Source organism: Gemmatimonadota bacterium, assembly GCA_026387915.1.
In the GTDB taxonomy this organism is placed as follows: Bacteria; Gemmatimonadota; Gemmatimonadetes; order Gemmatimonadales; family Gemmatimonadaceae; genus Fen-1231.
Genome location: JAPLKS010000011.1, coordinates 68,956 through 95,212, shown reverse-complemented (window position 1 = coordinate 95,212; position 26,257 = coordinate 68,956). Strand labels below are relative to the sequence as shown.

The 26,257-nt window shown below is 63.5% G+C and carries 21 protein-coding genes; all 21 read left to right on the top strand.

Going from position 1 to position 26,257, the window contains the following annotated elements; all coding sequences use genetic code 11:
• Positions 1-4 precede the first annotated feature (4 nt).
• Complete coding sequence (gene dxr / locus NTZ43_06265; protein MCX5766811.1) at positions 5-1,132, top strand: 1-deoxy-D-xylulose-5-phosphate reductoisomerase; 1,128 nt, start codon at positions 5-7, stop codon at positions 1,130-1,132.
• Positions 1,132-2,301, top strand: coding sequence for an RIP metalloprotease RseP (rseP, locus tag NTZ43_06260; protein MCX5766810.1), 1,170 nt, complete (start codon positions 1,132-1,134; stop codon positions 2,299-2,301). Before dxr ends, rseP begins: the two co-directional genes overlap by 1 nt.
• A gap of 86 nt (positions 2,302-2,387) precedes the next feature.
• Positions 2,388-2,648, top strand: a complete 261-nt coding sequence (gene rpsO, locus NTZ43_06255) for a 30S ribosomal protein S15 (protein MCX5766809.1) — start codon at positions 2,388-2,390, stop codon at positions 2,646-2,648.
• A 79-nt stretch (positions 2,649-2,727) separates the two neighbouring features.
• A complete protein-coding gene (locus NTZ43_06250) occupies positions 2,728-5,004 on the top strand; it encodes a polyribonucleotide nucleotidyltransferase (protein MCX5766808.1) in 2,277 nt (758 codons plus the stop codon).
• On the top strand, positions 4,928-6,304 hold the full coding sequence (locus NTZ43_06245) for a pitrilysin family protein (protein ID MCX5766807.1): 1,377 nt from the start codon (positions 4,928-4,930) through the stop codon (positions 6,302-6,304). The genes NTZ43_06250 and NTZ43_06245 overlap by 77 nt, the downstream gene beginning before the upstream one ends.
• Before the next feature lie 14 nt (positions 6,305-6,318).
• Positions 6,319-7,434, top strand: a complete 1,116-nt coding sequence (gene ald, locus NTZ43_06240) for an alanine dehydrogenase (GenBank protein ID MCX5766806.1) — start codon at positions 6,319-6,321, stop codon at positions 7,432-7,434.
• A gap of 326 nt (positions 7,435-7,760) precedes the next feature.
• The gene (locus NTZ43_06235) at positions 7,761-10,853 is read left to right on the top strand and encodes a SusC/RagA family TonB-linked outer membrane protein (GenBank protein ID MCX5766805.1); all 3,093 of its coding nucleotides are present in this window, start codon (positions 7,761-7,763) and stop codon (positions 10,851-10,853) included.
• A 24-nt stretch (positions 10,854-10,877) separates the two neighbouring features.
• Positions 10,878-12,263, top strand: coding sequence for a hypothetical protein (locus NTZ43_06230; protein ID MCX5766804.1), 1,386 nt, complete (start codon positions 10,878-10,880; stop codon positions 12,261-12,263).
• Between the two features lie 177 nt (positions 12,264-12,440).
• Positions 12,441-13,478 (top strand): rod shape-determining protein, encoded by a 1,038-nt coding sequence (locus NTZ43_06225; GenBank protein MCX5766803.1) that lies wholly within the window; start codon positions 12,441-12,443, stop codon positions 13,476-13,478.
• Between the two features lie 73 nt (positions 13,479-13,551).
• Positions 13,552-14,499, top strand: coding sequence for a rod shape-determining protein MreC (locus tag NTZ43_06220; GenBank protein MCX5766802.1), 948 nt, complete (start codon positions 13,552-13,554; stop codon positions 14,497-14,499).
• Entirely contained in the window at positions 14,496-14,984 is a 489-nt protein-coding gene (gene mreD / locus NTZ43_06215) for a rod shape-determining protein MreD (GenBank protein MCX5766801.1), read from the top strand. The genes NTZ43_06220 and mreD overlap by 4 nt, the downstream gene beginning before the upstream one ends.
• Positions 14,981-16,756 (top strand): penicillin-binding protein 2, encoded by a 1,776-nt coding sequence (gene mrdA, locus NTZ43_06210; GenBank protein MCX5766800.1) that lies wholly within the window; start codon positions 14,981-14,983, stop codon positions 16,754-16,756. The genes mreD and mrdA overlap by 4 nt, the downstream gene beginning before the upstream one ends.
• Positions 16,753-18,000 carry a rod shape-determining protein RodA gene (gene rodA / locus NTZ43_06205; protein MCX5766799.1) on the top strand — a complete coding sequence of 416 codons (1,248 nt, stop codon included), beginning with the start codon at positions 16,753-16,755 and terminating at the stop codon, positions 17,998-18,000. The genes mrdA and rodA overlap by 4 nt, the downstream gene beginning before the upstream one ends.
• A gap of 23 nt (positions 18,001-18,023) precedes the next feature.
• Positions 18,024-18,887, top strand: a complete 864-nt coding sequence (gene accD, locus NTZ43_06200) for an acetyl-CoA carboxylase, carboxyltransferase subunit beta (GenBank protein MCX5766798.1) — start codon at positions 18,024-18,026, stop codon at positions 18,885-18,887.
• A complete protein-coding gene (locus NTZ43_06195; protein ID MCX5766797.1) occupies positions 18,872-20,149 on the top strand; it encodes a bifunctional folylpolyglutamate synthase/dihydrofolate synthase in 1,278 nt (425 codons plus the stop codon). The genes accD and NTZ43_06195 overlap by 16 nt, the downstream gene beginning before the upstream one ends.
• 9 nt (positions 20,150-20,158) lie before the next feature.
• A complete protein-coding gene (locus NTZ43_06190; GenBank protein MCX5766796.1) occupies positions 20,159-21,013 on the top strand; it encodes an ATP phosphoribosyltransferase regulatory subunit in 855 nt (284 codons plus the stop codon).
• On the top strand, positions 21,010-21,462 hold the full coding sequence (locus NTZ43_06185; protein MCX5766795.1) for a hypothetical protein: 453 nt from the start codon (positions 21,010-21,012) through the stop codon (positions 21,460-21,462). Before NTZ43_06190 ends, NTZ43_06185 begins: the two co-directional genes overlap by 4 nt.
• Positions 21,462-22,934 (top strand): proline--tRNA ligase, encoded by a 1,473-nt coding sequence (gene proS, locus NTZ43_06180; protein MCX5766794.1) that lies wholly within the window; start codon positions 21,462-21,464, stop codon positions 22,932-22,934. Before NTZ43_06185 ends, proS begins: the two co-directional genes overlap by 1 nt.
• Before the next feature lie 29 nt (positions 22,935-22,963).
• Positions 22,964-24,199, top strand: coding sequence for a diaminopimelate decarboxylase (lysA, locus tag NTZ43_06175; GenBank protein ID MCX5766793.1), 1,236 nt, complete (start codon positions 22,964-22,966; stop codon positions 24,197-24,199).
• Positions 24,199-24,708, top strand: a complete 510-nt coding sequence (locus tag NTZ43_06170) for a YfcE family phosphodiesterase (protein MCX5766792.1) — start codon at positions 24,199-24,201, stop codon at positions 24,706-24,708. Before lysA ends, NTZ43_06170 begins: the two co-directional genes overlap by 1 nt.
• Entirely contained in the window at positions 24,696-26,252 is a 1,557-nt protein-coding gene (guaA, locus tag NTZ43_06165; protein MCX5766791.1) for a glutamine-hydrolyzing GMP synthase, read from the top strand. The genes NTZ43_06170 and guaA overlap by 13 nt, the downstream gene beginning before the upstream one ends.
• Positions 26,253-26,257 lie beyond the last annotated feature (5 nt).

The following is a 26,257-nucleotide window of genomic DNA, read 5'->3' as shown; positions in this document are numbered from 1 at the left end:
GGATATGGGAGCGCCGCGAGGGATCGCGGTGCTTGGATCCACCGGCTCGATTGGTGTGTCCGCGTTGCGCGTGTTGGAGCGGCAGCGCGCGCGGTATCGCGTGGTGGCGTTGACGGCCAATGCGAATGCGGACCGCCTTGCCGAACAGGCCCGTGCCTGGCAGCCGGCGTTCGTCGGACTCGTGTCTAGTGACAATGGCCCATCGGGATGGCATCGCGGCGCCGACGCTCTGGTGGGCGCCGCAACGCACCCCGACGCAGACATCGTACTCAATGCAGTGGTTGGTGCGGCGGGGCTCGATGCCACCTTGGCGGCGCTCGAGTGTGGGAAACGCGTGGCGCTCGCCAACAAAGAATCGCTCGTGATGGCCGGTCACTTAGTGGCGGATGCGGCACGGCGCGGCGGCGGTGAGGTGGTGCCCGTGGACTCTGAGCACTCTGCCATCTTGCAGTGCCTCGGCGCGCGCAGCGGGCGAGACATCCGTCGCTTGATTATTACGGCCAGTGGCGGACCCTTTCGCACCTGGGACGATGCGCGCCTGCGCACCGCGTCGCTCGACGATGCGTTGCAGCATCCCACGTGGTCGATGGGCCGCAAGATCACGGTCGATAGCGCCACGCTCGCGAACAAAGCGCTCGAGGTGATCGAGGCGCATTTTCTGTTTGGCGTGTCGTTTGATCAAATTGAAGTCGTGGTGCATCCACAGAGCATCGTGCATTCGATGGTGGAGTTTGTGGACGGCAGTGTGGTGGCGCAGCTCGGCGTGCCGTCAATGGAGCTGCCGATTTTGTATGCGCTCACGCATCCCGACCGCGTGGCGGATGACGGCGTGCCGCGCTTCGATCCAATCGCGGCGAGTCCGTTAACGTTCGAGCGGGTGCGCCACGAGGCGTTTCCGGCGCTCCAGCTCGGTATTGCCGCAGGTCGCGCCGGTGGCGCGGCGCCGGCGGTGTTCAATGCGGCCAACGAACAGGCGGTCGCGCTCTTTCTCGAGGGACGCATGACGTTTAGTGACATTGCCCCGTGCATTGATGAAGCGCTGCAGCGCCTCAGTGGAGTTCCCGGCGATTCGCGCGATGCCATCTTGGCGGCTGATGCCGCCGCGCGCACCATCGTACGGGAGCGGAACTGATGCTGGCCTGGCTTGCGCCGCTCGTCGTCCTCGGCGTCGTGGTGTTTGTCCACGAACTCGGGCATTTTCTCGCGGCCAAGAGTGTGGGCGTGTACGCGCCGCGCTTCTCGCTGGGGTGGGGAAGCCCGATCTTCCGCTGGCGTCCGCGCGGCGGCGAAACGGAGTACGTCATCTCGTGGCTGCCCATTGGCGGCTATGTGCGCATGGCATCCCGTGACGACGAGACCGCGTCGATGCTCGAGGGCGGCAACGAAACCGTGGCGGAGGGCGCCGAGTTGGATCCGAACTGGGATCCCGAAGCGATGCTGCCGCACGGCCCCAAGCCTGTGCCGAGCGATCGGTGGTTTGAGTCCAAGGCCACGTGGCAGCGCGTGGTGATTCTGCTCGCCGGCGTGGTGATGAATGTGCTGCTCACGATCACCGTCTCTACCGGCATTTTTGCGGTGAATGGGCGGCGGTACGTGCCGGCCGTGATTGATTCGGTGGTGCCGGGCTACCCCGCCGTGATGGCTGGGCTTCGTGGTGGCGATAGTATCGCAGCCGTGGATGGCGCGCCGGTGAAGAACTGGTCGGAACTCACGGCTCGCGTGAGCCGCAGCCCAGGACGCTCGCTGACGCTGGATGTGGTCCGCGGCGGCGCGCACGAGTCATTGGTGATGGTGCCGAAGACGGACACGGCGGCGGACCCCCTGACGGGCAAGGCGGGGCCGGTGGGACGCATCGGCGCGTTCCCTCGTCCCACGACGGCCTCGGAGCCGCTGAGCTTTGGCGAGTCCGTGGCGACCGGCTGGCACGCGACCTGGCAGATGGGTGGGGCCGTGGTCGGGGTGCTGGGTGGGCTCTTCCGCGGGTCGGTTAGTGTGGCGACGCTCGGCGGGCCAATTGCGATTGCCCGTACCTCGGTGGCAGCCGCGAAGACGGGGCTGGAGCCGCTCTTTTCGCTGATCGCCTTTCTCAGTATCAACCTCGCGGTCCTGAACCTGCTCCCCATTCCGCTGCTCGACGGCGGTCAGGTGCTGATGACGGTGGCGGAGGGGGTGCGCGGAAAGCCGTTTGGGTTACGGAGCCGAGAGTGGTTCATGCGGGTCGGGATCGCCGTGGTCGGACTATTGTTCGTCACGGTGATGTTCAACGACGTCAAGTCGTTGGTACTGAGCCTGATACGCTAGGGAACCGCCCCCTTTACAGTCGCGGAAAAGATGGTTATGTTGTTATGCTACAACGGAATAACGCAAAGGGACCCAGGCTAAAGACTATGGCATTCACTAAATCAGCGGCGATCGAAAAGCATCGCCAGCACGAGACCGACACGGGCTCGTCCCAGGTGCAGGTCGCGATGCTCACGGAAAGGATCAACTATCTCAATGATCACTTCCACAAGCACGCGAAGGACCATCACGGCCGCCGTGGCCTGTTGAAGATGGTTCAGACGCGTAAGCGCCTGCTGACCTACCTCCGGCGTACGGACATCGACCGCTATCGCAAGCTCATCGCGGATCTTGGGCTCCGTTACTAAAAAATCGCAATACACGAATCGCGCGGCCGCCCTCTGCGGACCGCGCGTTTTGTGTTTCAACTAAAGAGAAAACAGTATGATGCATCGCATTGAACGGACGTTCGCCGGCCGCCCTCTCGTCATCGAGACTGGGCGCATGGCGAAGCAGGCTGCGGGTTCCGCGCTTGTCCGCTTTGGCGACACGATGGTGCTCGCCGCCGTGACCGTGAGCCCCAAGAAGAGCACGCTGCCCTTCTTCCCGCTCACCGTCGAGTACAAAGAAAAGACGTATGCCGCCGGCAAGATCCCGGGTGGCTTCCTTAAGCGCGAAGGACGCCCGCACGACGACGAAATTCTGTCGTGCCGCATCATCGACCGCTCGATCCGGCCGCTCTTTCCGGAAGGGTTCCAGAATGAAGTGCAGGTTTTCCTGTACGTGATCTCGGCCGATCAAGAAAACGACGCCGACATGCTCGGTCTGCTCGCGGCGAGCTTTGCGCTCAACGCGTCGAAGATTCCGTTCTTGGCGCCGATTGCCAGCGTGCGCGTGGGCCGCGTGCAGGGGAACTGGGTGCTCAACCCCACCTTCCAACAGCTCGAATACTCCGACCTGGAACTCGTGGTCGCCGGCTCGCAGGACTCGATCGTGATGGTCGAGGGCGGCGCGCTCGAGATTTCTGAGGACGATGTGGTCGAAGCGATCGGCATCGCGCAGGGCGGCATTCGTGAGCTCATTGCGATGCAGGAAGAGCTGCTCGGAAAGGGTCGCGAAGAGAAGATGACCTGGAGCAAGTCGGAGACGCCGGACGCTGTCGTCAAGCGCGTCACCAAGGAAGCCGAAAAGAAGATCGTTGCGGCGATCAACCAGAAGGACAAGCAGACGCGCGTGCAGGCTGTTGAAGCGGTAAAGGATGCCGTCAAGGAAACGCTGAAGGCCGAACTGCCCGAAGATCAGCACAGCTTCATTGGCGCCGTGCTCGGCGACATCGAATACCGCGTGCTGCGCGATCAGGTGTTGGAGACGGGACTGCGCGTGGACGGCCGTAAGCCGACCGAAGTGCGCGCCATCTCCATCGACACCGGCCTGCTGCCGCGTGCCCACGGCTCGGCGCTGTTCACGCGCGGCCAGACGCAGGCGCTCGTGGCCGCGACGCTTGGCACCGCCAGCGACGCGCAGCGTGTGGACAGCATCGACGTGGCCAAGGAAACGACCAAGTCGTTCATGCTCCATTACAACTTCCCGCCGTTCTCGACCGGTGAAGTGCGTCCGATGCGCGGCACCAGCCGCCGCGAAATCGGCCACGGCAACCTCGCCGAGCGCGCCCTGATGGGTGTGTTGCCGGCGTTCGACGAGTTCCCGTACACCATTCGCATTGTGTCCGACGTGCTCGAGTCCAACGGCTCCAGCTCGATGGCCTCGGTGTGCGGCGGTTCGCTCTCGCTGTTTGATGCGGGCGTGCCGATGAAGGGCGCCGTTGCCGGTGTGGCGATGGGGCTCATCAAGGAAGGGAAGAAGTACGCGATCCTCACCGACATCCTGGGCACCGAAGACCATCTTGGCGACATGGACTTCAAGGTGGCGGGGACCAAGAACGGCATTACGTCCATTCAGATGGACATCAAGATTCAGGGCCTTGAGATCAGCCTCATGCAAGAGGCGTTGGCGCAGGCGAAGCTGGGACGCCTGCACATCCTCGGCGAGATGGACAAGGTGATGGCGGAGCCCAAGAGCGAGATGTCGCCGTGGGCGCCGCGCATTATCACGGTGCAGATCAACCCCGAGAAGATCGGCGAGCTGATCGGCCCCAAGGGCAAGAACATTCGCGGCATTCAGGACGAGACGGGCGCCGAACTCACCGTGGACGACAGCGGCTTGGTCACGATTTCCGCTGTGGGCAGCGAGTCGATGGAGCGCGCGCGTCAGATGGTGCAGGCGATTACCGCCGAGCCGATTGTGGGCGAGACGTACGAAGGTCCGGTGAAGAGCACGACCGCGTTTGGCGCGTTCGTCGAAATCATGCCGGGCACCGAAGGTCTCGTGCACATCTCCGAGCTCCAGTGGGGCCGCACCGAAAAGACGGAAGACGTGGTCAAGAAGGGCGATCGCGTGAAGGTCAAGCTCATTGAGCGCGACGAGCGTGGCCGTCTGCGTCTGTCGATGAAGGCGCTGGTGCCGAAGCCGGGCGCTGACGAAGCAGGCGCGGCCGGAACGGCTGCGCCGGCTGCCGAGTCGTCGTCGTACGCCGAAGGCGATGCGGCTCCGGCCGCACCGGCCGCGGAAGATGGCGAGCGTGCCCCGCGTGAAGATCGCGGTGGACGTGGCGGCAGTCGCGGTGGGCGTGGTGGTGGTGGCGGCCGCGGTCGCGGAGACCGCTAGCGCCGTGCCCCAAGGCTCCGTGCCCCTCGCCGACGTCCGCCCGACGGAGCGGGGGGGGGAGCGCACCGTGTTCGAAAACGGATTGACCGTAGTCTCGGAGCACATCCCGGGGGTACGGTCGATTGCTATGGGGGCGTGGGTGCGTGCGGCGTCGATTCACGAGTCGCGCGCCAACATGGGGGTGTCCCACCTCCTCGAGCATATGGTGTTCAAGGGGACCCAAGGGCGCTCGGCGCACGACATTGCGTCGTCGCTCGAGGCGCTTGGCGGTTCGCTTGATGCGTATACGGCGCGCGAACACACCTGCTTTCAAGCGCGGGTGCTCGACGAGCATTTGCCGCAGGCGGCGGATGTGATTGCCGACTTGGTGTTTCGTCCGTTGTTGCGTGAGTCCGATCTCAAAATGGAGCGCAAGGTCGTCCTCGAGGAGATCTCGATGGTGGACGACACGCCCGACGACCTCGTGTTTGAGATGCACAACGAGGCGCTCTGGGGGACGCACCCCTATGGGTATTCGATTCTCGGCACACGGGACAGTGTGTCGGCGATGCCTCTCGCTGTCATCCGTGGGCTGCACGAACGCGCGTACCATCCGCCGCAGATGGTGGTGGCGGCGAGCGGCAATGTGGAGCACGCGGCATTGGTGGACGTCCTCGGCGCGACCGGCTGGGCGGATGTGAAGGCGGGGAGTAGCGAGCGGCTCACCGCTCCACCGGTGACGGCGATGCCACCCGTGACGCGCCATGTGGAGCGCGAGGGGCAGCAGGTGCACCTGGTGTTCGGTAGCGAGACGGTGTCGCATGCTGACCCGCGCCGGCACACGCTGATGCTGGTGAATACGCTGTTGGGGGGCGGGATGAGCTCGCGGCTTTTTCAGCGGCTGCGTGAAGAGCTAGGTCTCGCCTACAATGTGTATACATTTCAATCGTTCAACCTCGACACCGGAACGCACGGTGTGTATCTCGCGACGGCTCCTGAGAGTGCGGCACAAGCGGTGGATGCGGTGCGCGTGGAGTTGGCGCGGATCGCGACCGAGGGAGTTGGAGCGACCGAGTTGCAGATGGGGAAACAGCAGTTGAAGGGGCAGATCACCTTGTCGATGGAAGGGGTGACGAGCCGGATGTACCGTGCGGCGGCGGTTGAGTTGTTCAACGAGCCCTTTGTGCCACTCGATGGAGTGCTCGCAAAGATCGACGCTATCACGGAGGACGACGCGCGAGCGGTGTGCGCGGCTTTTTTCGGGCCCGAGCGGCAGACGTTGGTGAGTCTCGGGCCGTGGCGAGACAACACCCTTACTTGAGCTAAACAGATATCATGAAGATCGGAATTCCGAAGGAAATCAAGACGAACGAGAATCGTATCTCGCTCGTCCCCGCAGGTGCCGAAGCCCTCGTGTCGGCTGGCCACTCGGTGATGGTCGAAACGGGTGCTGGCCTGGGCAGCGGCTTCAGCGACGAGCAGTTCACAGCGGTAGGCGCAACGATCGGTGCGGACGCCGATGCGGTGTGGGCGCAGGCCGACATGATCATCAAGGTGAAAGAGCCGATCGCCGTGGAATGGCCCCGCATGAAGAAGGGGCAGACGGTGTTTACGTACTTCCACTTTGCCGCCGACGAAAAGCTCACGAAGGCGCATATGGAAACGGGCGCCACCTGTATTGCGTACGAGACGGTGGAATCGTCGAATGGCGAGTTGCCGCTGCTGATTCCGATGTCGGAAGTCGCCGGCCGTATGGCGGTGCAAGAAGGCGCCAAGTATCTGGAGAAGCTGTACGGCGGTCGCGGTGTGCTGCTCGGCGGCGTTCCCGGCGTTCCGCCGGCCAAGGTGGTGGTGCTCGGCGGCGGTATCGTGGGCATCAACGCGGCCAAGATGGCGGCGGGCATGGGCGCCAAGGTCACGATCCTCGATCTGTCGCTGCCGCGTCTGCGCTATCTGAGCGACGTGATGCCGGCGAACGTGACCTGCATCTACTCGAACCGTCACAACATTCTCGAACAGATTTCGACGGCTGACCTCGTGGTGGGCGGCGTGCTGATCCCCGGTGCCAAGGCGCCGAAGCTGCTTCGCAAGGAAGACCTGAAGCTGATGCGCCCCGGTTCGGTGATTGTGGACGTGGCGATCGACCAGGGCGGTTGCGTGGAGACGATTCACGCGACGACGCACGAGAATCCGGTGTACACGGTGGACGGCATCATCCACTACGGTGTGGCGAACATGCCGGGTGGCGTGCCGCGCACGTCGACGCTGGCGCTGACGAACGCGACCTTCCCGTACGCGCTCAAGCTGGCCAACAAGGGCTGGAAACAGGCGCTCCGCGACGATCCGGCTCTGCTGAAGGGGCTGAACGTGACGGAAGGCAAGATCACGTACCGTGGCGTGGCCGAGGCGTTTGGGATGGAATACCACGAGCCCGGCAAGTTCGTCGGTTGATCGTGCGGCCGGTGCCTCCGGATCGATGGCGATCGGAGATGGCACCGGCCGAGTACGAAGGGCTGGAAGGTGGCCCAAATGGGCACTGAGGGGGGGGCGACCGCGGATGCGGTAGGACATTGGGAAGCGCAAACCGCTTCAAATGCGTAGCCATTGCGTCGAGTTGTGACCAGCGTCCGTTTGGAAGGGTAAGGGGTGATAGCCGGAGTGAACGTTTTTCTCCCGCCGAGCGTTATGGCTTAGTTCTGTACCCTGTTTGGCCGTTTGTCCGTTCGTCCGTCGGCTCAGCTGCGAGCCGGCGATCCCCAGACTTTGAGAGGACCCGCATGCACAGGCCACCACCCTGGACGCGGATTGCTGGGACCGTATCGCGAGCTCTGCTCGCGCTCGGTTTCTGCGCATCCGCCGCGGCTGCACAAGGCAGCGTGACCGTTACCGTGCGCGAAGGCACGCGCCCCATTGAACAGGCCCAAGTGGCCGTCGTGGGCACGAACCTCGGTGCCCTGACGGGCGCTGACGGCAAGGCGACGTTGAAGTCGGTTCCTACGGGAACGCAGACGCTGCGCGTGTTGCGCGTGGGCTATGGCGAGCAGAAGCAGACGATCACCGTGACGGCGGGGCAGACGCTTGCGGTGGACGTGGTGCTGAGCGCGGTCGCCGTGAACCTGACGCCGGTGGTGACGACGGCGACCGGCGAAACTCGCCGCGTGGAAATCGGCAATGCGGTGGCGTCGATTGACGTGGCCAAGTTGAAGGAGAACTCGCCGATCACGAACATGAACGACCTCCTGAACTCGCGTACGCCGGGCGTGTTGGTGACGCCGAGCACGCAGACCGGTTCGGGGTCGCGCATTCGTATTCGCGGCACGAGCTCGCTCAGTCTGACGAACGACCCGATCTACGTGATCGACGGCGTGCGTATGACGGGCGGCAGCCAGACGTCGCTGTTTACCGGCGACGCGCAGGCCGGCCGTACGGGCGACATCAACCCGGAAGACATTGAGAACATTGAAATCGTGAAGGGGCCGTCGGCGGCGACGCTGTATGGCACGGACGCGGCGAACGGTGTGGTGGTGATCACCACCAAGAAGGGACGTGCGGGCTCTGCCAAGTGGAGCACGTTTGTGGAAGACGGCTCGCTGGTCGACCGCAACCCGTACCCGTGGAACTACACGATTGCCGGCCACACGCCGGGGCTGACGGCGTACCGTGAGTGCGGTCTGCCGTTGATCTCGGCTGGTTCGTGCGTGAAGGACAGCCTTCGCCAGTACTCGCCGTTGAAGGATCCAGAAGCGACGCCGCTGGGCATGGGGCATCGGTTGGAGCTGGGCGCCCAGGTGAGCGGCGGTAGCGATGCGCTGCGATACTATGTGGCGTTCACGCGTCAGACGGAGACCGGCGTGTTCAAGCTGCCGAACTTCGAAAACACGATGCTCGACACGATGGCGCAGCCGATTCGGAAGTGGATGGAACATCCGAACCAGCTCGACCAGACCGGTGTGCGCGCGAACCTGAGCGCGGCGATTAACTCGAAGCTCGACATTACCGTGAGCACGGGCATCACGATGGGCGACACGTACCTGCTGCAGGCATCGAACGCCACGGCGGGACTCGGGTCGCAGGGCTTTGGCGGTCCGGGCTATGCCACGAACGGTACGGTGGCCACGATCGGCACGCCGTTGCACGGCTATCGCGCGTGGACGCCGGGCTTCACGTATCAGGAAAAGGTGGAGCAGTCGGTCAATCGCTTTATTGCGTCGGCCAATATCAACTTCCGCCCGACCAGCTGGTTGCAGATGCGCGCGGACATTGGCAACGATCTCACGGACCGCTTGGAGCAGAATCTGCTCTTCCGCGGTGAAGGTCCGCCCATCACGGCGACCTACCGCAGCGGTTTCGCGAATAATTATCGGTTCAACGATCGCAACTTTACCGCCAACTTCTCGGCGACCGCGACGAACAGCTTCCTCAACGCCTTCATCTTGAAGTCCACGCTCGGTATTCAGTATGTGGATTTCCGTCGTGATGGCGACGGTGCGCAGGGCTCCGTGCTGGCCCCGGGCACGCAGACGCCGCCGGCCGGCACGATCATCTCGGTGACCAACTCGTACGTGCCGCAGCGCACGCTCGGGCAGTTCCTGGAAGAACAGCTGGCCATTCGCGACCGTTTGTACTTGACGCTCGCGGTGCGCACCGACCAGAACAGCGCGTTCGGTACGAACTTCCAGAGCATTTTCTACCCGAAGGCGAGCGCCTCGTGGGTCATCTCGGATGAGCCGTGGTTCCACATGCCGAAGGTGCTCCAGATTGACAACTTCCGTTTGCGCGCGGCGTTCGGATCGTCGGGCGTGCAGCCCGGACCGCTCGACGCGTTGCGTACGTTTGGCGCGACGACGGCCAATGTTCGCGGCACGGACCAGCCCGGCGTGGTGTTCTCGGCGCTCGGCAACAGCGATTTGAAGCCAGAGCAGACGACCGAGACGGAAGTCGGCTTTGAAGCGCGCCTGCTGAAGGGCGCCGTCAACTTTGAAATGACGTATTACGCCAAGAAGACGAAGGACGCGCTGATTTCGGCGATCGTCGCTCCGTCGGCTGGCGCCGCCTCCAGCGTGCGTCGCAACCTTGGTTCGGTGACGAACGAAGGATTGGAAGGCTCGATCAACGCCCAACTGGTGGACCGTCGTGCGCTGGGCATTGACGTGACGCTGAGTGCGTCGATGAACTCGAACAAGCTGGTGAGCTTGGGCGGTACGCCGCCGCAGATTGGGACCACGACCCGCGCGGTGGAAGGCTCGCCGTTGTTTGGGCTCTGGGCCAAGCACATCACCGGCTGGAACGACAAGAACAAGGACGGCATTCTCACGTATAACGCCGATCCGAACCTGAACGAAGTGTTCGTGGACACGGCCGTGACGCTCCGCGCGTACAGCGCCCCGCGTAAGACGGTGACGTTGAACACGGGCATCGAAGTGCTCGACCGTCGCCTGCGCTTTACGGCGCTGCTCGACTATCGTGGTGGCAACCAGTACTACAACAACACCGAGCGCATCCGCTGCGTGAGCCGTCAGAACTGCAACGGCCTCATGAACCCGGGCGCCTCGTTTGAGGAGCAGGCGATGGTCGTGGCGACGCGCAACGATCCGTCGGCCACGCTCGACGGCTTCTACCAGCCGGGCGCCTTCCTCAAGCTCCGCGAAGTCTCGGCGGTGTACACGCTGCCCGACAAGCTCGCCCGCTCGATGCGGGCGCGGAGCGCCACGGTCATGCTCTCGGCGCGTAACGCAGCCAAGTGGACGAACTACCGCGGTGTGGATCCGGAAAATGACTACACGGCCACCGCCGGCGGTGACAACCCGTCGGACTTCCAGAGCTTCGGCGCTCCGACGTACTACATCCTTCGCTTCAACCTCGGCTTCTAAATGCCCACCGACAAGGGACACCCCATGACGACCTCGCAAAAGGTCCAGCGTCGCGGCCTGATTCTGGCCAGCGCAGCTGTGGTGGCGCTGGCGGCGGCGTGCCACAACAGCATTACCGACTCCATGCTCAGCGTCGCTGCGCCGAACATCATTGACCCGACCAACGTCAATAGCGTGGACGGTGCCAACGCGCTGAAGGTTGGCGCGCTGGCCCGCTTCCGCAACATGACGGCTGGCTCCGAGAGCGACTGGCTGTTTGGCGGCCTGCTCGCGGACGAGTGGGTGACGAGCTCGACGTTCATTCAGAACGACGAGGCCGACGAACGGGCCATCAGCCTGAACAACTCCACGGTGACGGGACAGTTCCGCACCATCAATCAGGTGCGCACGGCCTCCAATCAGGGCATTGCCGCCCTGAAGAAATACCGGCCGACCGCGGCGGTGGATATTGCGGAGTTGTATTTGGCGCGTGGTTTTGCGGAAATGCAGTTGGCACAGGATTTCTGCAACGGCATTCCGTTGAGCGACGCGAGCGTTGCGCCGGTGGCCTACGGCACGCCGCTGACCAACGATGCCGTGTTCAAGATTGCGCTCGCGTCGTACGATTCGGCGATCGCGCTCTCGAACAGCCTAACGGACGCGACGGGCATCTCGGTCAACCGTGCCGCGAAGGTTGGCCGCGCGCGCGCGTTGCTCGGCACGAACGACATTGATGGGGCGGCCGCGTTGGTGGCAGCCATTCCGACGACGTTCTCGTACGATCACACGTTCCTCACGAGCTCGGGCGACAATATTCTTTGGTCGCAGCCGCTCAGTTCGCGCCGCTATAGCGTGGGCGACACGACGGTGCGCACCAGCGCGGGCACGTTCGCGGTGAAGCCGTCGATCGAGTTTGCGTCGGCCAAGGACCCGCGCTTGCCGGCGGCGAACACGCCGCTGAACACCAAGTCGCAGGATGGCTCGGTGATTTCGTTCACGACCACGATGTGGGCGCAGTCCACGACGGTGCCGGTACTCAACGGCATTGACGCCCGCATGGTTGAAGCCGAAGCGGCGTTGCGGTTGAACGACGGGACGACTTTGATGGCGATTCTGAACGCACTGCGTGCCGCTCCGCCGAAGCTTGGCGAAGTGCAGGCAGCGGCGATGGCTCCGCTCGTCGATCCGGGCACGGCGGCCGGTCGTCGGGACCTGATGTTCCGCGAGAAGGCGTTCTGGACGTTCTCCCGCGGGCAGCGGTTGAGCGACATGCGTCGCCTGATGCGGCAGTACGGCATGGCGGAGGCCTCGGTCTTCCCGACGGGCACGCACTACCGTGGCGTTCCCTACGGCCACGACGTAAACCTCCCGGTGCCGCAGGATGAGACCAATAACCCCAACTTTACGGGGTGCCTCGACCGCAAGCCGTAAGGCTCGCGGGAGGGTTGCGTCGGTAGGGCAGGAGGGGGAGGACTGCTTCGGCAGTCCTCCCCCTTTTGCTTGCTCCCATCTGCCGCAGGGACTAACTTTGGGGGGTTCGTCCCCGCCCATGTTCCTTCGCCTTTTTTTGAGAGCCGCTCGCTTCCCGCGAGCGCGCGCCGACACATAATGCGCTGGCCGTTCTTCAAGAGGGGTTCGTTGTTCCCCGCCAACGCGATCGCCGTGGATCTTGGCACGGCGAACACGCTTGTGTATGTGAAGGGCGAGGGGATCGTGCTCAACGAGCCGTCGGTGGTCGCGATGGATCGCGAAACCAAAAAGATCAAAGGCGTTGGGCTCGAGGCCAAGCGCATGCTCGGCCGCACGCCAGACGGCATCATTGCGGTGCGTCCGATGAAGGACGGCGTGATTGCCGACTTCGACGTTACTGAAAAAATGCTGCGCTATTTTCTCACGCTGATCATCGAGAACCATGTGTTCAAGGTGAAGCCGCGTGTGATTGTGTGTGTGCCGTCTGGTATCACCGAAGTGGAGAAACGCGCGGTGCGCGACTCCGCGCTCGGCGCCGGCGCCAAAGAAGTGTTCATGGTTGCGGAGCCGATGGCGGCGGCGATTGGTGTGGGGCTGCCGGTGGAAACGCCGACGGGCAACATGGTCATCGACATTGGCGGCGGCACCACGGAAATCGCGGTGATCGCGCTCTCGGGCATCGTCAGCGACACGTCGATCCGTGTGGGCGGCGATGAACTCGATATGGCCATCGTACAGTTCATGCGCAAGAGCTACAACTTGCTGATCGGTGAACCGACGGCGGAGATGATCAAGATTCAAATCGGCTCAGCGGCTCCGATGGGCGAAGAGCGCGAGATGGAAGTGAAGGGACGCGATCTCGTGTCGGGGATTCCGAAAACCGTGCGCGTGCATTCCGCGGAGATTCGCGAGGCGTGCCAAGAACCCGTGCAGCAGATTGTGGATGCGGTGCGTCGTGCGCTCGAAATCACGCCGCCGGAACTGGCGAGCGACATTGTCGATCGTGGCATCGTGATGACTGGTGGCGGCGCCTTGATTCGCGGGCTCGACATTTTGCTCACGCAGGAGACCGGGCTGCCGATTCACGTTGACGAGGATCCGCTCACGTGCGTGGTGCGTGGGTGCGGACGCATCCTCGATGACGAGGAGAAGTACTGGTCGGTCCTGAGCACCTGAAGGTCGACCGCCCCCGGTGCAGCGGTCCACACGGACGGATCCCCGAGTAGATATCGGGTTGGTGGCGGCCTGCGTGGCCGTGTCGCTCGCCTGTCTCGTGTTGCCGGCCGCGATGCGCGACAACGCCGCCGCGGCCATGCGCGCGACGCTGGTGTCGCCCCTCTTCAAGCTGCAGTCGCGCGCCGAGGTGTCACGACACGCGCTCCTCAGTCGCGACGCGGCGCTCCGGTTAGTGGACAGCGTGACCGTTCGCTCGCAGCGACTCTCCGGACTCGAGGCTGAGAACGAGCGATTGCGCCTGCTGCTCGGCCTTGGGGCCGGGATCCGCTGGGGCTTTGTTCCCGCCGAAGTGCTGCAGGGCCGAGGGCTTGGCGACGAGTTTACGGTGACGCTAACGGCGGGCGAGCAAGACGGGGTCGAGCCGTTGTCGGCCGTGGTCGCGCCGGAAGGGATTGTGGGCGTGGTGGAGCGAGTCGATCAAGCCGTCTCAATGGCGATTCTCTGGCCGCACGCGGATTTCCGCGTGAGCGCTATGTCCGCAGACGAGAGCGCGTACGGCATCGTCTCGTCGCATGCCGCGATCGGCGCGGCGCGATACCTCCTCGAAATGCGCAGTGTGTCGTTGCGCACGCCGCTCAAGGCGGGCGCAGTCATTGTGAGCTCGGGGCTTGGCGGGGTGTTCCCGCGGGGGATTCCGGTGGGGACGGTCGTCTCGGAGCTCCGCAGTGCGGAAGGCATCACGCGCAGTTACCTCCTCCGCCCGATGGTGCGGCTCCCAGATGTTGCGTCGGTGATTGTGCTCCGTCCCGTGCGCGCGCGCGCTGGCGTGAATGGGGTATGGCAGCTCGGACCGTCTGCCGACAGCTCGGCCAAGCGAGTGCTCGCCGCCTCTGATTCGCTCGACAAGCGCGCGGCAGCCGACTCGCTGGTGCGGCGTGCACGGGCGGACTCGCTGGCCCGCCGCGCCATCACGGCCGATTCGGTATCGCGGACGCGCCCCGCCGCCGGACGCAAGCCGTGAACGCGACTCGGGCACTCTGGTTTCTTTTTGTATTCGCGTTGCTCGTGGCGCTACACTACACGTTGCGCCCGATGCTGGCGTGGCGGGCGAGTATCGATTTTCTCGTGATCGCCCTGTTGCTGGTGTCGGTGCGATCGCGTCCGGGTGTGGCGGCGGTCGCCGGTCTCGCGATTGGGATTATGGCGGATTCGTTGACGCCCGGCGCCTTTGGCGCAGGCGCGCTCGCGATGACCCTCGTGGGATTTTCTGCGAGTTGGCTCAAGGCTGCGTTCTTTGCGGACAACCTCGCCCTCAACGGCATGTTTGTGTTCCTGGGCAAGTGGGCCGGTGACCTGCTGTACTTGGTCGCCGAGCGTCGGGTGCACGGCGGGGACTTCCTCGTGCAGGCCATGTTGTGGTCGCCGCTCTCCGCGGCGGTGACGGCGGTGGCCGGACTCGTGGTGTTGACCCTCGTGCGTCCCGTCCTTGGGGCGCCCCGAACGTGAGTTTTCAGCCAAACGACGTGCAGCGCCGCGGGCGCGTCGCGTCCGGCATGCTGTTTGTGATGTTTTTGTTTTTGATCGGTTCGTTTTTTCGCACGCAGGTGTTGCAGCACTCGCAGTACACACTGCAGTCCGAGGAAAACCGGTTGCGCGAGGTGCCGCTCCCGGCCCCGCGCGGCATCATTTACGACCGTCGCGGCGCGGTGATCGCGGAGAACGTGCCGGGGTACTCGGTGTCGTTGCTCTCCCCGCGCGAAGACTCGCTGCGGGCCTCGCTACACCGGCTGTCGGGGACGATCCCGATGTCGGAGGAGCAGGTGGACGCCGTGCTGCGGCGCTACCGCCGGAATCCCAATCGGCCCGCCGTGATTTTTCCGGATGCGTCGTTCGATCTGGTGTCGGTGCTCGAGGAGCATCGCGTGGAGTTCCCGGGGCTGATCATTCAGGCCACCTCGCGCCGGCATTATCCTGACGGCCCAGCCGTCGCCGCACTCGTGGGCTACACCGGCGAAATCAACGAAAGTGAGCTCAGCACGCTCGCGGTGCAGGGGTATAAGGCGGGGCAACAGATCGGAAAAACCGGGATCGAGAAACAATACGAAAAACGGCTGCGCGGACGCGAAGGGGTTCGGTTTGTAGAGGTGGACGCGCGCAATCGCGTGGTGCGTGAGGCCGGTGCGCGGCAGGACATCAGCCCAGACCCGGCACAGCCCCTCTACACGAACATTGATCTCGACTTGCAGAAGTTTATTGTCGAGATTTTTGGTGACTCGCTTCAGGGCGGGGCGGTGGCCCTTGAGCCGCGCACCGGCGAGGTGCTCGCGCTGCACAGTGCGCCGTCGTACGACCCCAATCGGTTCATTGGCGGCATCCCGTTGGAGTACTGGCGCCAACTGCAGGCGGATCCGCGTCGTCCGTTGCTCAATAAAGCGATACAGGGGATGTACCCGCCGGGCTCCACTTGGAAGCTCGCGAGTGCGGTGATTGCGCTGCAGGAAGGGGTGGCGATGCTGTCGGATCGTATGCCGACGCCGTGCACCGGCGGCATGCAATTTGGCAATCGCTACTTCAAGTGTCACGACAAGCGCGGGCACGGGTCGCTTACGCTTGGTGAGGCGATTGAGAAATCGTGTGACGTGTATTTCTACCAGCTGGGATTAAAGATCGGCTTGTCTCGCCTCGTGGCCGGGGGGATCGCGCTCGGGTCGCGCGAGCGGTCGGGGATTGATTTGCCCGCCGAGTCGCGGCCGCTCTTCCCGACGACGCCGGTGGCGGATTACTACAATCGGAAGTTCGGCGTGCGCGGGTGGAATCAGTCGAACTCGCTGAATTTGGTGATTGGGCAGGGGGAGAACGCGCAGACCGTGGTGAACATGGCGCGTTTGTATACGGCGCTCGCTACGGACGGTGAAGCGGCGCAGCCCTCGGTGGTGCGGAGCGCGCCGCATCACACGCGATTGTACCAACTCGACAGCACCCAACTCGCCGGCGTGCGCGGCGCGCTCGCCGGCGTGGTGAGCCGCGGCACGGCCGCCGCCTCACGCATTCAGGGGATCGTGCTGGCGGGCAAGACAGGCACCGCGCAGAGTGGACCCAAGACCGGCGATCACGCGTGGTTCGTTGGCTTTGCGCCTGCCGATGATCCGAAGATCGTGGTGGCGGTGATGCTCGAGTTTGGTGGACACGGTACGCGTGCCGCGCGCATCGCGTCAAAGATTATTGAGCATTATCTCAAGGTGTCGGCGCAGCAGTTCATCCAGACGGAGGGGCCGTGAGATCCCGTCAGGTGATGGATTGGCCGCTCGCCGTCACGGCGCTCGCGCTTTCGGCGTTTGGGGTTGCGATGGTGTTTAGCGCCGGGCAGACGGATGTGCCGACCCCGGTGGCGCATCTCTGGCAGAATCAGTTGTTGTGGCTGGCGATCGGCGTGTTTGCCGCATGGCTTGCCACGCGCGCCTCGGTGCGATTCCTGGATTGGGTGGCGACCCCCGCGTATATCACGACTTGCGTCGTGCTGGTGTTGCTGCTGTTCATTGGCAAGGGCGCGGGCACGGCGGCCAGCACCAAGAGCTGGCTGTCGATTGGCGGCGTGCGGTTGGGGCAGCCGTCTGAGCTGGCGAAGATCGCGGTGGTGTTGATGCTGGCCAAGGTGCTGGCATCATTCAAACAGGCGCCGCATTCGCTGCTCGAGTTGTGGCGACCCGCAGCGGTGGTGGGATTGCCATGGCTCTTGATTATGCTGCAGCCAGATTTGGGAACTGGCATCGTCTTCATCGGCATCTTTTTCGCGATGCTGTTCTGGGCTGGGGTGTCGTGGCCGTTGTTGGTGATGGTGGCGAGTCCCGGGGTCAGCCTCTTGTTGGCATCGGAACCGTTGCGATGGGGCGCGTGGTTTTTCTTTCTGATTGGACTCGTGCTCTGGTACAAGCCGTATATCGCGGAGGGCGTTGCGGTGGTGACGCTGAACGTGATCACGGGGCTCGCGGCGACCGTGTTGTGGGATCGGCTCAATCCGTATCAGCAGCGCCGTCTCTTGGTGTTCCTTGATCCGTCCACGGATCCGTTGCGCTCGGGCTATCACGTGATTCAATCGCAAGTCGCGATTGGGTCGGGCGGATGGCTGGGCAAGGGGTTCACGCTCGGCTCGCAGAAGCGCCTCGCGTTTTTGCCGGCGCAACACACGGACTTTATTTTTCCTGTCGTGGGTGAAGAATTGGGGTTTGTTGGCGTGACTATAGCGCTGGCGCTCTTCTTTTTCCTCTTCCTGCGTTGTGTGCGCATTGCATCCCGATCGGCTGATCCGTTCTCGAGCCTCGTGGCGTTCGGGCTCGTCTCGATTTGGTGCGTGCACGTGCTGGTGAATGTGGGGATGACGCTGAACTTGATGCCGGTCACCGGCATTCCGTTGCCATTCTTCAGCTACGGCGGCTCGTTCATGCTGGCCTGCTGGCTTGGGATGGGAATGCAGCTCCGGGTGTCGGCCGAAGGGCGTGGCCGAGCCGACTCGCTGGTCATTTAGCCCTCACGAGGCGAGATTTCGGTATGGCTTGGTTCCGGAAAGAGAAAAAGGCTCGCGAACCCCGCGCCCAGCGGCTGGACATTCCGCCGGATGCGTGGGAGAAGTGCGAGGCATGTGGGCATACCGATATCCGGGAGAAATTCGCCCGGAGCCTCAACGTATGCCCCGTTTGTGACTATCATCGGCGCCTTCGTGCCATTGAGTACGTGACGCTTCTGCTCGACGGCGAGAGCTGGGAGGAGACGGAGTCGGACCTCCGGTCTGCAGACCCGCTGGGCTTTCCGGATTATCCCGCGCGTCTCAAGAAGGCACTCACGAACGCGGGTGATACCGATGCCATTCTGACCGCCACCGGCAAGATGGAAGACATGCCGGTGAACCTTGCCGTCATGGATTTTGCCTTCATGGGCGGATCGATGGGGTCGGTGGTCGGCGAGAAAATCGCGCGACTCGGCCAGCGTTCGCTTGAGAAGAAGTTTCCGTTGATCATCATCTCGGCCTCCGGCGGCGCCCGCATGCAGGAAGGGGTGCTGTCGTTGATGCAGATGGCGAAGACGTCCGCCGTGCTCTCGCAGTTGGCCGAGCGGCGTATTCCGTATGTCTCGATTCTCACGAATCCAACCACTGGTGGCGTGAGTGCGAGCTATGCGATGCTCGGCGATGCCATTCTCGCCGAGCCGGGCGCGGTGATTGGGTTTGCCGGGCCGCGCGTGATCAAGCAGACGCTGGGGCAGGACCTTCCCGAAGGATTCCAGACCGCCGAATTTCTGCTCGACCATGGAATGGTTGACGCGGTGGTGCACCGTCACAAGATGAAGGGGACGGTGGGGCAGTTGCTGCGCCATATGAGCGGGATGCCCGCGGCCAGCGGGTGGGTGCCGAGCTGAAAACGTACGGCGACGCGCTCGACTTTTTGTTTGCGCGCACCACAGGCGTTTGGAAGCTTGGGTTGGAGCGGGTTGAGGGTTTTCTGCACCTGCTGGGCGACCCGCACCGCGACTTGCGCACGTTGCACGTGGCCGGCACTAATGGCAAAGGGAGCGTCTGCGCGACGCTCGAAGCGGCGCTCCGCGCCCGCGGCCTGCGCGTGGGGAAATACACGTCGCCGCACCTCGTTGATTTTCGTGAGCGGTTTCTGATTGACGGCGCTCCTGTGGAAGCGGAACGCATTGTCTCCTTTGTTGAGCAGTGGACGCCGGAAGTTGAACGACTCGGTGCCACGTTCTTTGAAGCGACCACCGCGATGGCGTTCACCTTCTTTGCGGAAGCGAAGGTGGATGTCGCGGTCATTGAAACCGGCCTCGGTGGACGACTCGATGCGAGCAATGTGGTGCAGCCGCTCGTGGCTGGTGTGACGAACATTGGCATTGATCACGTGGAGTATCTGGGCGGCACGCGCGAGGAAATCGCGGTGGAAAAGGCCGGGATCTTCAAGCGGAACACGCCGGCGATTGTTGGTGAGCCCGAGGCGGAAATTCGTGCGTTGCTCTGCCGCGAGGCCGTGGCGCGCGGGGCGAGTCCGATACGCTGCGTGTATGAGGGCGGAGGTCCCACCGATGTGCGGGTGACCGCCGAGGGGACCGAGTTTACACTGGGCGGGCAACGAATCCGGACGCCGTTGGTGGGCGCCCATCAGGCCGCCAACGCGGCGGTGGCGATGGCTATGCTCGACGCCCTACCGGACGACCTGCGGCCGTCGAACGCCGATCTGCACCGCGGCCTGTCGCAGGTGTTGCTCCCAGGGCGCTTTCAGCGCGTGGGGCGGTACCTGTTTGACGTGGCCCACAACCCGGACGGGGCGGCGACGCTGGCCCGTACGATGGAGGCGGTGCGGCCTCCGGGGCCCGTGGTGGCGATCTTTAGCGTGCTGGCGGACAAAGACTGGCGTGGCATGCTGGACGTGCTCTCCGGGGTCGTAGACCACTTTGTGCTCACGCACTGTCCAACCGCCCCTGCCAGCCGCGCCTGGAATCTCCCAGAGGTACTGGCATATGCGCGGGAGCGGGGGGTGTCAGCCGAGGTGATCCGGGACTTTGACCGGGCGCTGGTGAGGGGTGAGGCGCAGGGGGCCACGGTGCTCATTACGGGGTCGTTTCACACGGTGGGCGATGCGATGGCTCGGCTGGAGGTAAACCCAACAGGCGGCTAGATTTCGGGCATGTCTAGCGGGTCACTGCCCGGGTTCCGGGATTTCTATCCAGACGAGTTCGCGCTCCGCGCCCACATCTTTGCGGCGTGGCGGGCGGTTGCCCATCGGTACGCCTTTGTGGAGTACGACGGGCCGCCCCTTGAACCGTTGGATTTGTACACAAAAAAGAGCGGCGACGAGATTGTCGGCCAGCTCTACAACTTCACGGACAAGGGCGACCGAGCGGTGGCCCTGCGGCCGGAGATGACGCCGACCTTCGCGCGGATGGTCGGGTCGCGGGCCAATGCCCTCCGGAAGCCGATTCGGTGGTTCTCGATTCCTCAGCTGTTCCGCTACGAGCGCGCCCAACGGGGGCGCCTGCGGGAGCACTTCCAGCTGAACGTGGATATTGTGGGGGAGCCAAGCGAGTTGGCCGATGCCGAGCTGATTTGCGTGGCGGTGGACATTATGCGCGAACTCGGGCTCGGTCCGGACGACGTGCGCGCGCGGGTGAGCGACCGCCGGCTGCTCAATGCCATTCTCGAGGAGATTGGCGTGACGGAAGGACAGCTGACGACCGTGTACGCCGTGCTCGACAAGATCGCGCGCCAGCCGCACGATATTTCGCGCACGAAGTTGGCCGATGCCGGATTGGTGCCGAAGAACGTGGACCGCGTGATGGGCATCTCGACCGGTTTGCGCGAATGGTGGAGCATGCGCAGGCGCTCGGGGTGGGGGCGTGGATTGACCTCGACCTCACGATTGTGCGTGGGCTCGCCTATTACACCGGCAGCGTCTTTGAGCTGTTTGATGCGCGTGGCGAATTGCGCGCGATTTGCGGCGGTGGTCGTTACGATAATCTGCTGGCCGCGCTGGGCGGCGTGAATCTGCCCGCGCTTGGGTTTGGCATGGGCGATGTTGTGCTCGGCGAGTTGTTGAAAGAGCGAAACTTGCTCCCCACGTTCAGTGGAACACGGGCCGATTTGTATGTCGTGGGAGGCGACGGCGCGCTCGAGCATGGTATTCAGGATGCGCTGACGTTGACGCGGCACTTTCGCGATGCTGGGTTCCGCGTGGACTACGCGCTCAATGCGGAGCGGTATTCGACGCAGTCCACGCGCAATCAAGTGGATGCGGCGAAGAAGGGAGGGGCTCGGGCCGCGGTGTATTTTGAGCCCGGCGATCTGGTGGCCGTGCAGGGATTGCACGGAAAAATGACGGAGGCGCCGCGCGGCACATTTGCCGCTGCGCCGCTCCTCGCGGGCGACGCGCACGCAATGGCCGCGTTCAAGCAGTGGTTTGACTCGACGATTCCTCATCGCACCAACGACTGATGGCTGACGACAAGAAGCTCACCACCCGCGCTGCCGACTTCAGCGCCTGGTACAACGAACTCGTACTCCGCGCCGAACTGGCCGACTATTCGCCCGTGAAGGGCTCGATGGTCATCCGTCCGAACGGCTACGGCATTTGGGAGCGCATGCAGCGCGCGCTCGACGACAAGTTCAAGGCGACGGGGCACCGCAACGCGTACTTCCCGCTCTTTATTCCTGAGAGTTTCCTCAAGAAGGAAGCGCAGCACGTTGAGGGCTTTGCTCCCGAATGCGCGGTGGTGACGCATGGTGGCGGGAAGAAGCTTGAGGAGCCGCTGATCGTGCGCCCCACGAGCGAGACGATCATTTATCACATGTTCGCAAAGTGGGTGCAGAGTTATCGCGACTTGCCGCTACTGATCAATCAGTGGGCGAATGTGGTGCGCTGGGAAATGCGCACGCGCCTCTTCTTGCGCACACTCGAGTTCTTGTGGCAGGAAGGGCACACGGCGCACGCCACGCACGATGAAGCCGAAGAAGAGACGCGCCGCATGCTGGGCGTGTACCGCGACTTCATGGAAGGGTGGATGGCGATGCCCGTGATTACGGGGCAGAAGTCGGAGAGCGAGAAGTTCGCCGGCGCGCTGCGTACGTATTCCTGCGAAGCCATGATGCAAGACAACAAGGCGCTGCAGGCGGGCACGTCGCACAACCTTGGGCAGAACTTTGCCAAGGCCTTTGAGTTGCAGTTCCAAACCGAAGCCGGTGGGCTCGACTTTGCCTGGAACACCAGTTGGGGCGTGAGTACGCGCATGGTCGGTGGGCTCGTGATGACCCACGGCGACGACAATGGCTTGGTGACGCCGCCCAAGCTCGCGCCGATTGAAGTGGTGATTGTTCCGATCTGGAAGAGCGACGAAGAGCGGGGTCGCGTCACAGACGCGGCCTACGCGCTCCGCAATGAACTGCAGGCGTGGACGGGGCGTGGCGTGCACGATCCCCTGCGCGTGCATGTGGACGCACGCGAAGGGGTGAAGCCGGGCGCCAAGTACTATGAGTGGGAAATGCAGGGTGTTCCGCTGCGCCTCGAGCTCGGCCCTAAGGATCTCGAAAAGCAGTCGGTGTTTTCTGCGCGGCGCGACACGCGCGCGAAGGCGCCGATTCCCATGGCGGGCGTGTGTGAGGGCGTTGCGGCGATTCTCGAGACGATGCAGCGCGAGCTGTTTGAAGCGGCTAAGGCGCGTCGCGAGGCGAATAGCTATCGCGGGCCGATCACATATGACCGCTTCAAGGAAATCATGGAAGGTCCTGGCGGCTTCGTGTACGCCGGCTGGAATGGTGATCCGGCCGTGGAAGCACAGGTGAAGGAAGAAACCAAGGCGACGATCCGCGTGATTCCTGATGCGGAGTTCCGTTCGCCCGAGGCGCCTACGACGTGCATGGTCACGGGTCAGCCCGCCAAGTACGAGGTCGTGTGGGCGAAAGCGTACTAACTCAGGCCTTCGCCCGGAGAGCGGGCGGGGTGCACTGTGAGGAGGTGCCGGCGGAGCGCATTGCGCGCGAAGCCGGCACGCCGGCGTTTGTGTATAGCGCTGCGGTGATTCGTGACCGCTACCGCAAGTTGGACGCGGCGCTCGCGGGCGTTCCGCATCGCATTCACTACAGTCTCAAGGCCAACTCGAATCGCGGCATTCTTACGCTGCTTCGCGAGCTAGGCTCGGGCGTGGATGTGGTGAGTGGCGGCGAACTGTTCCGCGCCCTGCACGCGGGTTTTGACGCGCAGGATATCATCTTTGGCGGCGTCGGGAAGACGGCCAAAGAGCTGAGCGAGGCGCTGCAGGCCGGTATCAAGATGATCAATGTGGAGTCTGAGGCGGAGCTGCTGTTGCTCGATCGCATTGCGGGCGAGCAGGGGGTGCAGGCGCCCGTGGGGTTCCGCATCAATCCTGAAGTCGCGGTGGCCACGCGGCACGAGTACATCGCCACTGGCGCTAAGGGGCATAAGTTCGGGATTCCGTACGAGGAGGCCGCGGCGGTGATCGCGACGGCCGTTTCGTTGCGCAATGTGGCGGTCGTTGGACTCGACATGCACGTGGGCTCGCAGCTGCAGTCGTTTGAGCCGTATCGGCATGGGATTGAGCGGCTGGCGAGTCTGGCGTCGCAGGCGCGCGCCCTAGGCGCGCCGCTCAAGTACGTGGACATTGGTGGCGGGTTGCCCGTGGCGTATGGCGACGGGGACACCGACCCTGATCTTGGTGCGTGGCAGCGTGTGGTGATCCCCGCTATCCGCGAGATTGGGGCTGAGTTGTTGGTGGAGCCCGGTCGCTTTTTTGCGGCGGCGAGCGGCGTGCTGTTGGCGCGCGTCTTGTACCGCAAAAAAAGTGGCGGCAAGGATTATGTCATTTGCGATGCCGGGATGACCGAGTTGCTGCGGCCGTCGCATTACGACGCGTATCATTTTATTGAGACGGCAGGTGACCGGGCCGGGCGTGCCCGTGTCGATGTGGTGGGCCCGGTGTGCGAGAGCGGAGACTTTCTCGCACTCGATCGTGAAATGGAGGATGCGCAGCCGGGTGATTTGTTGGTGATTCACACGGCGGGTGCGTATGGATATGTGATGAGTTCGACATATAACTCCCGCGCTCGCGCCGCCGAGGTGATGGTGGACGGGCACCGCTTTGCCGTAGTCACGGCTCGCGAACGTTACGAGGATCTGGTGCGCCTCGAGCACGAGGACCCAGACTGGAGGGATGCCTGATGCTCATCGGATTGATCTCGGATACGCATGATCGGGTGCCGGCCGTTGCCGAATTGCTCAAGCAGATGGTGGAGCGCGGCGTCGGCATGGTGCTGCACGCGGGCGATTACTGCTCCCCGTTTGCGCTCAAGCCGTTTCAGGATGCGAATGTGGCGCTGGCAGGCGTCTTTGGGCGCAACGACGGTGACCCTGAGGGGCTCCGCGCCTTTGCGGCACAGGGGATGGGGCTCGAACTCTTTGAATCGCCGCACAGCATCACCATTGGTGAGCACAAGATTCTCATTGTGCACGACATTGGCGATGTGGCTGCGCGGTCGGTGAAGGCGCACCACGTGGTGGTGCACGGCAACGAGCACCAGCAGTCCATGAAGACGCGCGGTGACACGTTGATTATCAATCCCGGCGAGGCGTGCGGATGGATTCATGGCGCTCCAACGGCAGCCGTGCTCGATCTCGACAGCAAACACGTAGAGTTCATCAAGTTGTCCGACCCGAAATGGCAGGTGTAATGAGTTCGCGTATCCTGATTCTCGATTGCGGGTCGCAGTTCACGCAGCTCATTGCGCGGCGGGTGCGCGAGGCGCGCGTGTACTCGGAGATTCATCCCACCACGCGGTCGCTACAATGGATTCGCGACTGGAAGCCAACGGGAATCATTCTGAGTGGTGGCCCAAACTCCGTCACGGATGAGGGCGCTCCCACTTTTGACCGTGCCATTCTCGACGTAGCGCCGGTGCTTGGCGTCTGCTACGGACTGCAGTGGATCACGCACACCGAGGGCGGCACGGTGGTCGCAGGCGGCGGCCGCGAGTATGGTCGCGCGGACATCACGATTGAGGAGCCGTCGGGCATGTTCGCGGGCTTCGACAAGGGAGAGCGCACCACGGTATGGATGAGCCACGGCGACCATGTGGAGACGCCGCCGCCAGGGTACGTGCTCACGGCGGGGAGTGCCGGCAACGTGGTGGCGGGCATTCGCCATGCCACCAAGCCGATTCACGCGATTCAGTTTCACTCGGAAGTGGCGCATACGGTGCGCGGCGCCGAGATCATTGCGAACTTTTTGTTTGGCGTGTGCAAGGCGGAGCCGGATTGGACGCCGGGGTCCTTTATTGACAACGAGATTGCCAAGATCCGCGCGCTCGTTGGTACCAAGAAGGTGATCTGCGGGCTCTCTGGTGGCGTCGATAGTTCGGTGGCGGCGGCGTTGGTGCATCGCGCTATTGGCGATCAGCTCACCTGCGTGTTCGTGGACACCGGGCTCCTGCGTCTGCACGAGCGCGAGCAGGTGGAACGCACCATGGGGCAGCACCTCGGCATCAAGCTCGTGACGGTGCGCGCGGAGGAGCGCTTTTTGCAGGCGCTCGCAGGCGAAGGAGACCCGGAGAAGAAGCGCAAAGCCATCGGCCACGCGTTTATTGATGTGTTTGAAGAAGCGACTGCCGAAGCCGGCGAGAATGCTGAGTTCTTGGTGCAGGGCACGCTGTACCCCGATGTGATTGAGAGCGTGAGCGCCAAGGGCGGCCCGAGCGCGACGATCAAGACGCACCACAACGTGGGCGGCCTCAAGCCGGACATGAAGTTCAAGCTCATTGAGCCGTTGCGTGAGCTGTTCAAGGATGAAGTGCGTAATGTGGGGCGCGAACTTGGGCTCCCCGAGGAGATGGTGGGGCGCCATCCGTTCCCAGGGCCAGGGCTCGCGATTCGCGTGCTCGGCGAAGTGACGGAGGAACGGCTCGATACGCTGCGCAAAGCCGATGCGATCTACCTCGAGGAAATTCGCAGCGCTGGATTGTATAACGACATCTGGCAGGCCTTCGCCGTGTTTCTCCCCATTCGCTCGGTGGGCGTGATGGGCGACGGTCGCACCTACGAGTATGTGATTGCACTGCGTGCGGTCACGAGCACGGACGGTATGACCGCGGACTGGTTCTCCTTCCCGCATGAAGTGTTGGCGCGGATGTCGAACCGCATTATCAACGAAGTGAAGGGCGTGAACCGCGTGGTGTACGACATCAGTTCCAAGCCGCCGGCCACCATCGAGTGGGAGTAGAGGCG

Bases quoted from the DNA above. Each gene is read 5' to 3' on its own strand.
- rseP (MCX5766810.1), top strand. From the start codon at position 1,132: ATGCTGGCCTGGCTTGCGCCGCTCGTCGTCCTCGGCGTCGTGGTGTTT.
- proS (MCX5766794.1), top strand. From the start codon at position 21,462: ATGGCTGACGACAAGAAGCTCACCACCCGCGCTGCCGACTTCAGCGCC.
- NTZ43_06190 (MCX5766796.1), top strand. From the start codon at position 20,159: ATGTCTAGCGGGTCACTGCCCGGGTTCCGGGATTTCTATCCAGACGAG.
- ald (MCX5766806.1), top strand. From the start codon at position 6,319: ATGAAGATCGGAATTCCGAAGGAAATCAAGACGAACGAGAATCGTATC.
- NTZ43_06230 (MCX5766804.1), top strand. From the start codon at position 10,878: ATGACGACCTCGCAAAAGGTCCAGCGTCGCGGCCTGATTCTGGCCAGC.
- rpsO (MCX5766809.1), top strand. From the start codon at position 2,388: ATGGCATTCACTAAATCAGCGGCGATCGAAAAGCATCGCCAGCACGAG.
- guaA (MCX5766791.1), top strand. From the start codon at position 24,696: ATGGCAGGTGTAATGAGTTCGCGTATCCTGATTCTCGATTGCGGGTCG.
- NTZ43_06170 (MCX5766792.1), top strand. From the start codon at position 24,199: ATGCTCATCGGATTGATCTCGGATACGCATGATCGGGTGCCGGCCGTT.
- accD (MCX5766798.1), top strand. From the start codon at position 18,024: ATGGCTTGGTTCCGGAAAGAGAAAAAGGCTCGCGAACCCCGCGCCCAG.
- NTZ43_06250 (MCX5766808.1), top strand. From the start codon at position 2,728: ATGCATCGCATTGAACGGACGTTCGCCGGCCGCCCTCTCGTCATCGAG.
- dxr (MCX5766811.1), top strand. From the start codon at position 5: ATGGGAGCGCCGCGAGGGATCGCGGTGCTTGGATCCACCGGCTCGATT.
- NTZ43_06235 (MCX5766805.1), top strand. From the start codon at position 7,761: ATGCACAGGCCACCACCCTGGACGCGGATTGCTGGGACCGTATCGCGA.
- NTZ43_06225 (MCX5766803.1), top strand. From the start codon at position 12,441: ATGCGCTGGCCGTTCTTCAAGAGGGGTTCGTTGTTCCCCGCCAACGCG.